General features: G+C 71.1%; 16 protein-coding genes. 9 read left to right on the forward strand and 7 right to left on the reverse strand.

Annotation, left to right across the window (positions count from 1 at the left end; translation table 11 throughout):
* Positions 1-14: 14 nt before the first annotated feature.
* Positions 15-938 carry a LysR family transcriptional regulator gene (locus AB0J39_RS12150; RefSeq protein ID WP_363463582.1) on the reverse strand — a complete coding sequence of 308 codons (924 nt, stop codon included), beginning with the start codon at positions 936-938 and terminating at the stop codon, positions 15-17.
* Between the two features lie 79 nt (positions 939-1,017).
* On the opposite strand from AB0J39_RS12150, the gene AB0J39_RS12155 reads away from it, so the two are divergent.
* The 6 genes from AB0J39_RS12155 (at position 1,018) to AB0J39_RS12180 (ending at position 5,446) form a co-directional block, all read left to right on the forward strand.
* Positions 1,018-1,884, forward strand: a complete 867-nt coding sequence (locus AB0J39_RS12155) for a 4-hydroxy-tetrahydrodipicolinate synthase (RefSeq protein WP_363463584.1) — start codon at positions 1,018-1,020, stop codon at positions 1,882-1,884.
* A gap of 45 nt (positions 1,885-1,929) precedes the next feature.
* Positions 1,930-2,415, forward strand: coding sequence for a MarR family winged helix-turn-helix transcriptional regulator (locus tag AB0J39_RS12160; protein ID WP_363463586.1), 486 nt, complete (start codon positions 1,930-1,932; stop codon positions 2,413-2,415).
* Between the two features lie 77 nt (positions 2,416-2,492).
* On the forward strand, positions 2,493-3,923 hold the full coding sequence (locus tag AB0J39_RS12165) for an MFS transporter (protein ID WP_363463588.1): 1,431 nt from the start codon (positions 2,493-2,495) through the stop codon (positions 3,921-3,923).
* A gap of 234 nt (positions 3,924-4,157) precedes the next feature.
* Positions 4,158-4,445 carry a hypothetical protein gene (locus AB0J39_RS12170; protein ID WP_363463590.1) on the forward strand — a complete coding sequence of 96 codons (288 nt, stop codon included), beginning with the start codon at positions 4,158-4,160 and terminating at the stop codon, positions 4,443-4,445.
* 123 nt (positions 4,446-4,568) lie between these two features.
* The gene (locus AB0J39_RS12175) at positions 4,569-4,934 is read left to right on the forward strand and encodes a ClpX C4-type zinc finger protein (RefSeq protein WP_363463592.1); all 366 of its coding nucleotides are present in this window, start codon (positions 4,569-4,571) and stop codon (positions 4,932-4,934) included.
* 104 nt (positions 4,935-5,038) lie between these two features.
* A complete protein-coding gene (locus tag AB0J39_RS12180) occupies positions 5,039-5,446 on the forward strand; it encodes a VOC family protein (protein ID WP_363463594.1) in 408 nt (135 codons plus the stop codon).
* Positions 5,447-5,547: 101 nt separating this feature from the next.
* On the opposite strand, the gene AB0J39_RS12185 is transcribed toward AB0J39_RS12180, so the two are convergent.
* Positions 5,548-6,864 carry an RNA polymerase sigma factor gene (locus AB0J39_RS12185; protein WP_363463596.1) on the reverse strand — a complete coding sequence of 439 codons (1,317 nt, stop codon included), beginning with the start codon at positions 6,862-6,864 and terminating at the stop codon, positions 5,548-5,550.
* Between the two features lie 5 nt (positions 6,865-6,869).
* Positions 6,870-7,211, reverse strand: coding sequence for a YciI family protein (locus AB0J39_RS12190; protein ID WP_363463638.1), 342 nt, complete (start codon positions 7,209-7,211; stop codon positions 6,870-6,872).
* A gap of 195 nt (positions 7,212-7,406) precedes the next feature.
* On the opposite strand from AB0J39_RS12190, the gene AB0J39_RS12195 reads away from it, so the two are divergent.
* Entirely contained in the window at positions 7,407-8,381 is a 975-nt protein-coding gene (locus AB0J39_RS12195; RefSeq protein ID WP_363463598.1) for a GlxA family transcriptional regulator, read from the forward strand.
* Positions 8,378-9,001, forward strand: coding sequence for a DJ-1/PfpI family protein (locus AB0J39_RS12200; protein ID WP_363463600.1), 624 nt, complete (start codon positions 8,378-8,380; stop codon positions 8,999-9,001). Before AB0J39_RS12195 ends, AB0J39_RS12200 begins: the two co-directional genes overlap by 4 nt.
* A 76-nt stretch (positions 9,002-9,077) precedes the next feature.
* On the opposite strand, the gene AB0J39_RS12205 is transcribed toward AB0J39_RS12200, so the two are convergent.
* The 3 genes from AB0J39_RS12205 to AB0J39_RS12215 all read right to left on the reverse strand — a co-directional run bounded on the left by AB0J39_RS12205 (position 9,078) and on the right by AB0J39_RS12215 (position 10,276).
* On the reverse strand, positions 9,078-9,260 hold the full coding sequence (locus AB0J39_RS12205; protein WP_363463603.1) for a hypothetical protein: 183 nt from the start codon (positions 9,258-9,260) through the stop codon (positions 9,078-9,080).
* A gap of 94 nt (positions 9,261-9,354) precedes the next feature.
* Positions 9,355-9,747 carry an alpha/beta fold hydrolase gene (locus AB0J39_RS12210; protein ID WP_363463605.1) on the reverse strand — a complete coding sequence of 131 codons (393 nt, stop codon included), beginning with the start codon at positions 9,745-9,747 and terminating at the stop codon, positions 9,355-9,357.
* Between the two features lie 196 nt (positions 9,748-9,943).
* Positions 9,944-10,276, reverse strand: a complete 333-nt coding sequence (locus tag AB0J39_RS12215; protein WP_363463607.1) for a DUF2306 domain-containing protein — start codon at positions 10,274-10,276, stop codon at positions 9,944-9,946.
* Positions 10,277-11,137: 861 nt separating this feature from the next.
* Here AB0J39_RS12215 and AB0J39_RS12220 point away from each other — a divergent pair.
* Complete coding sequence (locus tag AB0J39_RS12220; protein WP_363463639.1) at positions 11,138-11,392, forward strand: MerR family transcriptional regulator; 255 nt, start codon at positions 11,138-11,140, stop codon at positions 11,390-11,392.
* 228 nt (positions 11,393-11,620) lie between these two features.
* On the opposite strand, the gene AB0J39_RS12225 is transcribed toward AB0J39_RS12220, so the two are convergent.
* Positions 11,621-13,060, reverse strand: coding sequence for a DEAD/DEAH box helicase (locus tag AB0J39_RS12225; RefSeq protein WP_363463609.1), 1,440 nt, complete (start codon positions 13,058-13,060; stop codon positions 11,621-11,623).
* Positions 13,061-13,250: the final 190 nt, after the last annotated feature.

The raw sequence follows: 13,250 nt of genomic DNA on the forward strand, positions 1-13,250 counted from the left end.
CGGTCTTCTGGCTCCTATCGGACGGCGGAACGCAGGGCCGCGATCAGGGCGACGACGGCGGGGTGACCGCCGGCGCCCCTGCGGAAGGCGACGCGGGTGCGGCGGCGCATGGACAGCGCGGTCAGCGTGACGCCTCGGGGCGGATCGGCGGCTCCCAGCTCCGGCACGAGCGCCACGCCCTGCCCGACGGCGACCATGGCCAGGACGGTGGCGAAGTCGTCGATGTGGTGACGTACGCGGGGGGAGAACCCGGCCGCCTGGCAGGCCCGCACGGTCATCGCGTGGCACAGGGTGCCGGGAGTGGAGGCGATCCAGGGCGCTTCGCGGCAGGCGAGAAGCGTGGCCGCGTCGCCCTCGCCGCCGACGGCGTGCGGGGTGGCCAGGTACATGAACTCGTCGAGGAGGGGGACGGCGTCCAGGGCGAGGTCGGGCTCGGCCGGGACGAAGTCGTACTCGTGGACCAGGGCGACGTCGAGCTCGCCGGCGCGCAGCCGGGGCGCGACCTCGGCGGGATCGACCTCGTCCACCATCGGATCCAGGCCGGGGTGGCTCCGCGCGAGCGCCGCCAGGGCCGCGGGCAGGATCGCGCGGGTCGCGGTGGGAAAGGCGCCGATCCGTAGGATCCCGGCCAGATCGGTTCCGGACGGATCGCTCCTGGCCGCGGCGAGTTCCGCCGCCGCCTGCTCCAGTCGTTCGAGCACGGCCTCCGCGTGCCGCACCAGCGCCACTCCGGCGGGGGTGAGGGCGACCCGCCGTCCCGTGCGCTCCAGCAGGGCGACCCCCGCTTCGCGTTCCAGCGCGGCGAGCTGCTGGGAGACGGCCGAGGGGGTGAACGTCAGCGCCTCGGCCACCGCCGCGATCGTGCCCCGGTGGGCGAGTTCACGAAGCAGGCGGAGCCTGCGGACATCGAGCATCAGAGCGGGCGGGGTCGGTGGCAATCGAGCATCAGTTCAGCTTAACGGTCTCGACAGAAATGCGAACTGGACCTACACGGTTGCTCGCCGGAAGGATCGTGGCATGACTCTTTCCGGTGTTCACGTCCCCTTGATCACTCCGTTCGCCGAGGACGGTGAGATCGCGGCCGACGCGCTCGAAGCCCTGGCGCACGGCGTGCTCGACGACGGCGCGTCCGGGCTCGTCGCGCTCGGTACCACGGCGGAGGTCGCCACGTTGGCCGAGGAGGAACGGCGCGCGGTGATCGAGATCTGCGGCCGGGTCTGCCGCGAACGGGGCGCCACGCTCACGGTCGGCGCGGGGTCGGCCGACACGCGGAGCACGGCCGAGGCGCTGCGCGCCCTCAAGGGGGAGGCGGACGCGGCGCTGGTGACGGTCCCGGCGTTCGTCCGGCCGTCCGAGGCGGGCGTGCTCGCCCACTTCGCCGCGCTGGCCGAGCAGACCCCGGTGCCGCTGGTCGTCTACAACATCCCGTACCGGACCGGGCAGTCCGTGGGCGCGGGCACGCTGCGCCGGCTGGGGGAGCTGCCCATGGTGGCCGGGGTCAAGCACGCGGTCGGCGGCGTCGACCTCGACACGATCGCCCTGCTCGCCGACCCGCCGGCCGATTTCGCGGTGCTCGCCGGGGACGACCCGTTCCTGTCCGCGCTGCTCGCCCTGGGCGCGTCCGGCGGCATCCTCGCCTCCGCCCACCTGCGTACCGGTGATTTCGTGGAACTTGTGCGGGCCTGGCAGGCCGGGGAGGTCGAGCATGCCCGCTCTCTCGGTCACCGGCTGTCGCTCATGTCGGCGGCCATGTTCGCCGAGCCCAACCCGACCGTCCTGAAGGGTGTCCTGCACGCCCAGGGCCGGATTCCCACCGCCGCCGTACGGCTCCCGCTCGTCCCGGCGGGTCGGGCGTCGATCGAGGCCGCCCTTCGGATGCTGTGACCTTTGGAGATAATCCGCAAACGGACGAATTGGTAGCCTGGGTGTATGACAGCCATGGCGCCCTCGCGTAACGAGCCCGATCTGTCCTTCCTGCTCGATCACACCAGCCACGTGCTGCGTACGCGGATGGCGGCGGCCCTCGCCGAGATCGGCCTGACGGCGCGCATGCACTGCGTGCTCGTCCACGCGCTGGAGGAGGAGCGTACGCAGATCCAGCTCGCCGAGCTCGGCGACATGGACAAGACCACGATGGTGGTCACCCTCGACGCCCTGGAGAAGGCCGGCCTCGCCGAGCGGCGCCCGTCCAGCACGGACCGGCGCGCCCGGATCGTCGCGGTCACCGAGAAGGGCGCGGAGATGGCGAAGCGGAGCCAGGAGATCGTCGACGGGGTCCACCGAGCCGCTCTCGGGTCGCTGCCGGAGGAGGAGGCGGAGGTGCTCGTCCGTGCGCTGAACCGCCTGGTCACCGGGCATCTGGACATTCCGGTGGAGGCGCCGCGGCCGGTCCGGCGGGCGCGTCAGCGCGCCTGATTGGTCCGTAGGGGATCGTCTACAACAAAACTATCTGCTACGGTCGATCCTGTTCCCCACGAACAGGAGGCGACCCCTTGTCGCGCATATCCCGATCCCGTCGGCTCGTGCTGGGCGTGCTGTCCGCCACGATGCTGATGACGGTCCTCGACGGCAGCATCGTGACCGTGGCCATGCCCGCCATCCAGCGGGACCTCGGCTTCGCGCCCGCCGAACTGAGCTGGACCGTCAACGCCTACCTCATCGCGTACGGCGGCCTGCTCCTGCTGGCGGGCCGGCTGGGTGACCTGGTCGGCCGCCGGGCCATGTTCCTGGCGGGCAACGCCGTCTTCGCCGCCGCGTCCCTGCTGGCCGGAGCCGCCACCGGGCCGGGGATGCTGATCGGCGCCCGGTTCCTGCAGGGCGTCGGCAGCGCCATGGCCTCGGCGGTCGTGCTCGGCATCCTGGTGACGACCTTCACCGACGCGGGGGAGCGGGCGAAGGCCATCGGCGTGTTCAGCTTCACCGGCGCCGCGGGGGCGTCGCTGGGCCAGGTGCTCGGCGGAGTCCTCACCGACGCGCTGGGCTGGAACTACATCTTCCTCGTCAACGTGCCGATCGGCGTGGTCACGATCGCGCTGGCGGTCCGGGCGCTGCCGGCCGACCGAGGGCTCGGCCTGTCGGCGGGCGCGGACGCCTTGGGCGCCCTGCTGGTCACCGCCGGTCTGATGCTGGGCATCTACGCCGTGGTCCAGATCGAGCGGTTCGGCCCGCGCTCCCTGTGGTTCGGCGCGGTGTCGCTCGCGCTGCTGGCCGCGTTCCTCGTCCGCCAGGCGACCGCCCGCACCCCGCTCATGCCGCTGCGGATCCTCCGCTCGCGCGCCGTCGCCGGGGCCAACCTGGTGCAGGTCCTGACGCTGGGCGCGATGTTCGCCTTCCAGATCATGGTGGCGCTGTTCATGCAGCAGGTGCTCGGCTATGGGGCGCTCGGCACCGGCCTGGCCATGCTCCCGGCTGCGCTGGCCATCGCGGGGGTGTCGCTGTTCGTGTCCCCGCGGCTGAGCACCCGCTTCGGCGCGCGCGCCGTGCTGCTGGGCGGTCTGGCGCTCCTGATCGGCGCGATGGCCTGGCTCACCCGCGTCCCCGTCGACGCCCGCTACGTGACCGACCTGCTCCCCGTGATGGTGCTCATCATGGGCGGGGGCCTGGTGCTTCCGGCGCTGACCACGCTCGGCATGTCGGGTGCCCGTTCCGACGACGCCGGCCTGGTCTCGGGGTTCTTCAACACGACTCAGCAGGTCGGGATGGCCGTCGGTGTCGCGCTGCTGTCCACGCTTGCCGCCACCCGTACGCAGGGGCTGCTGGCGGGCGGGGCGAGCGAGGCGGTCGCGCTGACCGGCGGCTACCGCCTGGCCTTCACGGTCTCCCTCGCCCTGCTGATCTCCGCCTTCGCGGTCGCGCTCGTCGTCCTGCGGCGGCCCCAGGCGGAGGTGCGGCAGGCGGCGGCGCTCCAGCCCGAGCGGGTCTGAGGGCCGCGGCCCGGGGCCCTGTGGCTCCGATGCCCTGTGACTCCGAGTGCCCTGTGACTTCAATGACCTGTGACTCCAATGAAACGGGGCCCGGTTGTCACCGGTGCGCGGCCGTGCGGCGTCCTTTCCCGTGCGACCAGTGCTGACGGGAGGCGGCGATGCGAGTTCCCTCGCCGATGCGGGCGAGGACCCGTCGCCGCCTCCCGCACTGCGTCGCCCGGCCGGTGAGTGACGGTGACCGCGCCCCCGCGCGACCGGCTTCCGTACTACGGCGGCGTGTCCGTCGCCGGTCATCCCCCGAACTACGGAGCCATGGTGGATTCGCAGACCGTTCTCATTCTCGTCGCAGCCTTCTTCGGCATCTGGCTCGTCTCCGACTACATCCGCAACTACCTGTCCAAATGTCCCAAGTGCAAGGGCAGCGGCACACTCAAGGCCACCTGGTGGTCCGGGCGATACCGCCCCTGCCCGCGCTGCGGACGCAAGGGAGAGGTCCCGCACGCCTTCGGTCCCAAGAGCTGACCCGGAAACGAGCATGCGGGAAACGTCGCTTTCCGGATGATCCATTGTCAGGCTGATCCTGACGGGACTAGTCTCGGTGTCGACCGTCAGGAACAGCCTGACAGAACATCTCATGGAGGCGACATGCCGGCTCCTTCTCTGGCGGAACAGGACATCCGCTGCTCGTTCTGCTCCAAGCCGAAGACCGCCGTGGCCAAGATGATCGCCGGTGCCGGCGTCTACATCTGCAACGAGTGCGTCGGGCTCTGCGCCGAGATCCTGGCGGCCCAGTCCGTCGAGGCCCCGGAGATTCCGTACACCGAGAGCATGACGGTCGAGCAGATCCTGGAGTTCCTGCCGCGGATCGCCGCGGTGAGCGAGCAGGTCGAGGACAACCTGCGGGTCTGGGTCCAGCGGGCCCGTGACCGGGGCGCCACTTGGGCCAGGATCGGCGCGGCGCTCGGCATGACCCGCCAGTCCGCCTGGGAGCGGTTCTCCGGCGAGGAGTGACGCTCGCTCAGGTGGAACTGTCGGTACGGCATGCCACCCGGGCCGCATGATCGGTACCGCGGCCGGCCGCTGGAATGTCGGTGGCGCGAACTAGGGTGCCGCCCATGACCACGGATGACGCTCTTTTCTCCGCGATCGGCCGCATGGTGGTGCTCGTCGACGATGCCGACGAGGCGGTGGCCTTCTACCGCGACGTGCTCGGCTTCGCCGTGCTGCACGACTATGTGGCGGGCGGCTATCGCTTCCTGCACGTCGGCCTGCCGGGACAGGAGGGGGTGGGGCTGTGGCTGATGCCGACCACCTCCGATCGGCAGCGTGAGCTCGTCGGCGGGCAGACCGGCGGGCAGCCGCTGCTCGTCCTCTACACCGCCGATCTCGGCGTGGTCGCCAAGCGGCTGCGCGAGCAGGGCGTACGGGTCTGGGACGAGCGTGAGGACCCCGACAGCCGCTCCCTGCACTTCGCCGACCTGTACGGCAACGTCATCGTCGTGGCCCAGTTGCTCGCCGCCTGAGGCCGCGCCTCGGTGGCCACCGGCGCCGGGCCGGCAAGGCGAGCCGAGTCCGATCTACGAAGACGCGCCCAGGGACGTCGGACGTAGGTGTCCGCCGAGCGTCAGGTGTCCCTCGCGCAGTCCGGGCAGTCTGTGCAGTCTGTGCAGTCCGGGCCGTTCGGGGCGGGCGATCCGGTTGTGCCGAGCCTGCGCCGCAGGTGGGCCCGTTCGGGTTCGGTGCCTGCCAGGTCGAGGGCTCGGCGGTAGGCCGCCGCGGCCTCGGCGAGCCGTCCGAGTCGCTGCAGTAGCTCTGCCCGGGCGGCGTGGTAGGGGTGGTAGCCACGCAGCCGCTCCTCGCCGGCCAGCTCGTCGAGCATTGCCAGGCCCGCTTGCGGGCCGTCGCGCATCGCCACGGCCGCCGCCCGGTTGAGGGCGATGACGGGGGACGGGTCCAGCGCGAGCATTACTTCGTAAAGGGCCACGATCTGGGGCCAATCGGTGGTCGCCAGATCGGCCGCCTCGTCGTGCAAGGCGGCGATCGCGGCTTGCACCCCGTACGGCCCGGGCGGACCGCCGGTCAGTGCGACGGGCACCAGCGCGAGGCCCTCCTCGATCATGGCGCGGTCCCAGCGGCCGCGGTCCTGGTCCCCGAGCAGCACGAGCTCCCCGTCCGGGCCGGTGCGGGCATCGCGCCGGGCGTGGACCAGCAGCATCAGCGCCAGCAGTCCGGCGACCTCGCGCTCGGCGGGCAACAGCCGCCGCAGGATCCGCGCCAGCCGGATCGCCTCCTCGGCGAGATCCGGCCGCTGCAGATCAGGGCCCGAACTGGCCGCGTACCCCTCAGTAAAGACCGAATACAGGACCTGGAGCACGCCCGGCAGACGCCCCGGCAGCTCGTCGGCCCCGGGCACCCGGAACGGGATCCGGGCCTCACGGATCTTCTTCTTCGCCCGTACGATCCGCTGCGCCATCGTGGCCGGCGGGACGAGATACGCCCGCGCGACCTCCGGGGTGGTCAGCCCGGCCAGGCAGCGCAGCATCAGAGCCCCGCGCGCCTCATCCGGCAGGGCCGGGTGGGCGCAGGTGAAGAACAGTTGCAGTCGTTCGTCGGGAAGGTCGGCGTCGGCGTCCGCGGGCGGAGCGGGATCGGCCCGGTCCGCCTCCACCTGCAGCACGGCGAGCCGGGCGGCGTAGGTCTGGTCCCGGCGCAACCGGTCGACAGCCTTGCGCCGGGCCGTCGTCAGGAGCCAGGCGCCGGGTTTGGCGGGGACGCCCTGCGCCGGCCAGTGCACCAGCGCCGCCTCGATCGCCTCGGAGGCGACCTCCTCGGCCAGGTCCAGGTCGCCGAACCTCTGCACGAGAGAGGCCAGCAGGCGCCCGTGTTCCTCCCGGAACACCGACTCCACCGCCCTGCCGGTGCCGGACGCCTGCTCCCGCACCGCGCTCAGGCTCCGAAGTCGGCGACCGGCCGCACCACGACCGAACCGCTGCCGCGTGCCCCCGGGCAGCGGGCCGCCCAGTCCAGCGCGACGTCCAGGTTCGGGACGTCGATGACGTAGAAACCGCCGAGGACCTCGCGGGTCTCCGCGAACGGGCCGTCGACGACGGACCGCTGCCCGTCCGGGCCGACCCGGACCGTCGTGGCGGTCACGAGGTCCGCCAGCGACTCACCCGAGACCCAGATCCCCGCGTCCCGTACGGCCTTGTCGTAGTTCACCCATTCCTGGAAGTCGCCCTCGGCGCCCGCACCGTTCGCGTCGGCCGCACCGGCGTTGATCAGCAGCATGTACTTCACAGCCCGAACTCCTGTCATGTCCCGTCGTTCCCTCACGCGGGCGAGGCGCCGCACATGATGACGACGAACGAGAGGCGACGATATCGACAGCGCCCCCGATTCTTTTCAGACGGGCCGACGGTCATGGCGTAATGTGCAATATCTGTGTCGTTGACGCCATGAGGCCATGGTCGCGAGCATTGAGGCATGCAGCGACGCGTGGTCATCGTGATCTTCGATGGCTTCCAGATGTTCGATCTCGCCGGGCCGGCCGACGTCCTCACCACGGCGAATCTGCTCGTGCCCGAGCCCGGCTACCGGGTCGAGGTGACGGCCGTGCGTGCCGGGGCCGTACCCGCCCAGAACGGGATCGCGACACTCGCGGAGACGTCGCTGGACGAGGTCGCGGCGCCGATCGACACGCTGATGGTCGTGGGCGGGCTGTCGGTGCCGGAGCACCTGCGCGATCGGGAGCTGCTCGCGGGCGTCGCCCGGCTGGCGGCCGGGGCTCGGCGGGTCGCCTCGGTCTGCAACGGCGGCTTCCTCCTCGCGGAGGCGGGACTGCTGGGCGGCAGGCGCGCGACCACCCACAGGCTGGTCGCGGGCGAGATGGCGGATCGCTATCCGGACGTCGAGGTGGACGCCGATCCCATCTACATCCGCGACGGGAACGTCTGGACCTCGGCCGGGGTCAGCTCGGGAGTGGACCTCGCGCTGGCGCTCGTCGCCGACGACCACGGTCATGCGCTCGCCCGTGACGTCGCCCGTGGGCTCGTGGTGTACCTGCACCGCCCGGGCGGGCAGAGCCAGTTCAGCGCCCCCATGCGGGCCGCCGTCCCACGCGCCGAGCCGCTGCGCGAGATCCAGGCCTTCATCGACGCCAACCCCGCCGAGGACCTGAGCGTTCCGGCGCTCGCCCGGCGGGCGGGGATGAGCGAGCGGCACTTCTCCCGGGTCTTCACCGAGCAGACAGGGGTCTCACCCGGCAGGTACGTCGAACGCAGCCGGGCCGACGCGGCGCGACGGCTGCTGGAGACCACCGCCCATCCTCTCGACAGGGTGGCCAGGGAGTCGGGACTCGGCGTGCCCGAGACCCTCTACCGGGTCTTCCGCCGCCATTGGCGCGTCTCACCCGGCGACTACCGTCGCCGGTTCCGATCGAAAGAAAGCAGCAGAGCATGAACATCGCGATTCCGCTCTATCCCCGCTTCACCGCGCTCGACGCCGTCGGGCCGTACACGGTGCTGGCCTTCGCGCCGGGCTGCACGGTCACGTTCGTCGCGGCCGAGCCGGGGCCGGTGCTCGACGACCGGGGCAGCCTGAGCCTCGCGGCGACCGCGTCGTACGGCGACCTGCCCGCGCCGGACGTCGTCGTCGTGCCCGGGGGACCCGGGACGATCGAGGCGTTGTCCGACTCGGAGCTGCTGGGCTGGATCGCGCGGGTCCACGAGCGGACTCGATGGACGACCTCGGTGTGCAGCGGCTCGTTCCTGCTGGGCGCGGCGGGGCTGCTGAAGGGCCGCAGGGCGACCACCCACTGGGGATGGCTCGACCAGCTCGCCGGATTCGGCGCCGAGCCGGTCAGCGAGCGCGTGGTGGTCGACGGCAAGGTCGTGACGGCGGCGGGCGTCTCGTCGGGGATCGACATGGCCCTGACCCTGCTGGCCGCGATGCGCGACGAGGAGACGGCGCAGGCCGTTCAGCTCGCGATCGAGTACGCCCCGCGGCCGCCCTTCGACGCCGGCAGCCCGAAGACCGCCCCGGCGGGCCTGCGTGACCGGGCGCTCGCTCTCATCGACTGAGCGCCGCTGTCCGTCCACGCGAGCGCCGGGAGGAGGTTCGCCCTGCTGGGGCGCGCTCAGGTGGGGCCGCGGCGGGTCAGCGGGGGAGCCTGTCGAGGAAGGGGATCACGAGAGCGGCGAGGCGACCGGCGGCGCTGTAGTTGGCGTTGTACGGGCTTCCGGGCACGACGGCGAGTTCTCCGCGCGGCAGCGACGCGGCCACCTCCCACGCCCACCGTTGTGACACCAGCGGCTCACGCTCGCCTCTCGTCACCAGCACGGGCACGCCGACGGCGGGCAGCTTGCGCGCGATTGGATGGCGCAGGGAGATCTGGAACGTACGGGCGATCCGCAGGGGTCCGGCGTCCAGGACGTCACGCAGGAGGATGGGCGCCTGGAAGGGATCCTCGCGCGGCAGGTCGCGCAGCCAGCGCAGGATCTGCCGGGGGCGCGCTGCGGGCGTGGGCGTCCGTGATGGGCCCGGCCAGGACGAGCCCTCGGGCCAGGGTGGGGTGGCGGACGGCGACCTCCACGGCCACCTGGCAGCCGAATGAGTTCCCGAGGAGCACGGCGGGGGCGGCGTCGGCCGTCTCCAGCCACTCGGCGAGCCGGTCCGCCATCTCCGGCAGGTCCAGGGTGCGCGCGGGCTTGCCGCTGAGGCCGAAACCGGGCAGATCCACCACCCGCACCGGATGCCGCGCGGCCAGCCGTACGGCGAGCGGCATCATGTACCGGTGCGAGACCGCCAGGCCGTGCACGAGCACCACTGTGGGGCCTCCCGACGGGGGCGCCGAGCGAGGCGCGGTGATGGATGCGGATCCCGCACACGTCCGTCCAGCGGCTCTCGAAGCCGTGCGGAATGCGCGTTCGCAGTTCTCCCACGCCGACGCCCGATCGGTGCCGGGCGGCGCGTGGCCCTCTCGCCGCCTGTCGGATACCGGCGGGGGAGGGGCAGGGCTCCCGTCACCGTCCGGCCGCGGGGCGGGTTACGGCCTGGCGACGCCGCCCGATGACGGTCTCGACCACGACCAGGTTGACGATCCAGACCAGCGTCTGACCGATGGGGATCATCGAGGTCGCGAGATCTCCTGTCGCTTCGGCTCCGCGGAAGGGGGTCTGGACCAGCAGAAGCAGGGGAACGAGGATGCGCGCGGTGACCGCGAGGAACGTCAGCGCGTAGTTGCGCATCATCCAGTCGCGGTGGGCGGTGAAGTCGCGCCGACGGGCGGCCCGGTACGCGAGGCCGCCGGTAATCAGCCACAGGACGGCCGCGGTCGTGAAACCGATCTGCGTCATGAGGCGGCCCGACCACAGCGCGACCGGGCGCGATCGAGTGTGTTTTGTCGGCCCTTCGACGGCGGCAGCCGGACGAACGTGGACCTCGTCAGGTGACTCCCCATGCCCGAGGAAGCGCGGAGGGGATTCGAGAAGTGGCCTGACGTTCGCGGCTACGCGTCGAGGCCCTCGCTCTTGGCGATCACCGCAGCGAGCTCGCCGGCCGGCGATGGTGGCGTTCGAGCCGGTCAACGGCGCCGCCGGAAGGCCTGCCGTGCCCGGCACCGAAAATCTGTGATCGCCACGATAGACATTCGTTGCTACTGGGGCTAGTGTTTCTCGCATCGTAAGGAACGGTTCGGCCGGGCAGCGGAAGTACTGGCACCACGATGAACTGCCCGGAGCACGATGAAGTCGGAAGTTGTGGCAGAAGGTCGGACGTGACGGGCCAGCGCAGTGGTTAGGGGCCCTGATCGTGGACGCGCTGCCGTAGGTGAAGCCGGACATCGGTCCGAAAGAAAGAGATGAAGGGAGTGTTGACGCCATCAGGATCGCCCGTTGCCGGCTGAGTCTCGCCGCTCGGGTACCGCAGTTCCACAGATGGGAAGGTGGTCTACGGTCACGCATCCGCGATCCCCGCGCCACCGCCGCTCAGTACGGCGGACGCGGAAAACAGTGAGCCGGTCAGATGGCCGGTAGATGGTGTTGAACTCTTCGGGGCCCCGGCGCGACAGGTGCCGGGGCCCCCTGTTGGCATGATGAAAGGCATCTATGGATCAAACGCACCCAGCCGGTGACAAGCGCGCTGCCGCCAGGATCACACACACCTCGGCGCATAGCGCCGAAGACCGGTTCGATGATGAGGACTACCCCGCCTACAGCATGGGCGCGGCCGCGGAGATGCTCGGGGTCAGCCCGTCGTTTCTACGCGCCCTGGGCACCGCCAAACTGATCGAGCCGAAACGCTCCAGCGGCGGCCACCGCCGCTACTCCCGCTACCAACTGCGCCTGGCTGCGCGCGCCCGGGAACTGGTGGACCAGGGCACTCCTGTGGAAGCCGCCTGCCGGATCATCATTTTGGAAGACCAGCTCGCCGAGGCGCTGCGCATCAACGAAGCCCGCATGACCGGAGAATGACACCGGCGGTTTCGTCACCCCTGCGCCTGATTGTCAATCGCGTGACCGGCATGTGGGAGCTGTGCCTGGCTGCCGCAAGGAGCCAGGCCAACCTACGCCATGGTTCATGAGGAGTCGATCTCCTCGTTCGATGGTCCCGGCCGGGACGGCGCCTGCACCACCTGGACGGTCTCCTCCACCGGATGGCTCCGCCCGGAACTACTGTGTCGCCGGGCGGTCGTCCAACTGCTACCCGAATCGTCGGCCGTTCCGTCCCCGTCCGGTTCGGCGATCTGCAACCGGTGCGGTGATGGTCACGGGGATCCCCGAGGGAGCCTGGGCGCCCGTGATACGTCGCAGTTCGGCCTCACCCGAACAGACCTGACTGGTCTGCGGGACGATACCGGCGTCGGCCATCAGGCGGGTCACGGCACGGCGCTGGTTGGGCAGGACGAGGGTGACGACGCTGCCGGACTCGCCTGCGCGGGCGGTGCGGCCGCCGCGGTGCAGGTAGTCCTTGGGGTCGCTCGGCGGGTCGACGTTGACGACGAGGTCGAGGTTGTCGACGTGGATGCCGCGGGCCGCGACGTTGGTCGCCACCAGCACCGTGACGTGGCCGGTCTTGAACTGGGCGAGGGTGCGGGTGCGCTGGGGCTGGGACTTGCCCCCGTGTAGCGCCGCGGCGCGTACGCCGCTGTTCAGGAGGTTCTCGGTGAGCCGGTCCACGGCGTGCTTGGTGTCCAGGAACATGATCACTCTGCCGTCGCGAGCAGCGATCTCCACAGTGGTGGCCTGCTTGTCGGCGCCTTGGACGTGCAGCACGTGGTGCTCCATGGTGGTGACCGCACCCGCCGAGGGGTCGACCGAATGGACCACCGGGTCGGTCAGGTAGCGGCGTACCAGCAGGTCGACGTTGCGGTCCAACGTGGCGGAGAACAGCATGCGCTGGCCCTCGGGGCGCACCTGGTCGAGCAGGTAGGTGATCTGAGGCATGAAGCCCATGTCGGCCATCTGGTCGGCCTCGTCCAGCACGGTGATGCCGACCTGGTCCAGGCGGCAGTCGCCGCGCTCGATGAGGTCCCTGAGCCGTCCGGGGGTCGCGACGACGACCTCGGCACCACCGCGCAGAGCACTGGCCTGCCGGCCGATCGACATTCCGCCGACGACGGTGGCCAGCCGCAGCTTCAATGACCGGGCGTACGGGGTGAGCGCGTCGGTGACCTGTTGGGCCAGTTCCCGAGTGGGAACGAGGATCAGGGCCAGCGGCCGCCGCGACTCGGCGCGCTGTCCGGAGGTGCGGACGAGCAGGGCCAGGCCGAAGGCGAGAGTCTTGCCCGACCCGGTGCGCCCCCGCCCGAGGACATCCCGGCCCGCCAGGGAGTTCGGCAGCGTCGCCGCCTGGATCGGGAACGGCTCGTTCATACCCAGGCTGGTGAGCACCTTCATCAGCGCGGGCGGCATGTCCAGTTCAGCGAAAGTCGCGGCTGCCGGCAGGGCCGGGGTAACGGTGACCGGCAGTGCGAACTCCCCCTGAAGCGCGGCGGGACGCCGCCCGTGACCGCCAGAACGCCTGGGGGTGCCTGAGCGGCCCAGAGCCGGCGAGCCGACTCGGTCACCCCTGCCGGGGTTGGCAGAGCCGCCCGTACGGGTGGAGGAGTAGCGGTCGTGCTTGCGAGTTGCATGGTTCATGCAGAACCTTCCTCGATGCGGCACGTGTCGAGTGATTCCCGGCGCGACGAGCGGCACAAGAATGGCGAGCACGGGCCGAAGAAAGACGAGCCGAGCCGGCGGATGACAGCCTGGCCTCGTGTGTCGAAATGGTCGGCATCCGGCCGAGAAGAACGGCGACTGCGATGCCGATCAGAGAGCTGGATCGGAT

Source organism: Microbispora sp. NPDC049633, assembly GCF_040675265.1.
Taxonomy (GTDB): Bacteria; Actinomycetota; Actinomycetes; order Streptosporangiales; family Streptosporangiaceae; genus Microbispora; species Microbispora maris.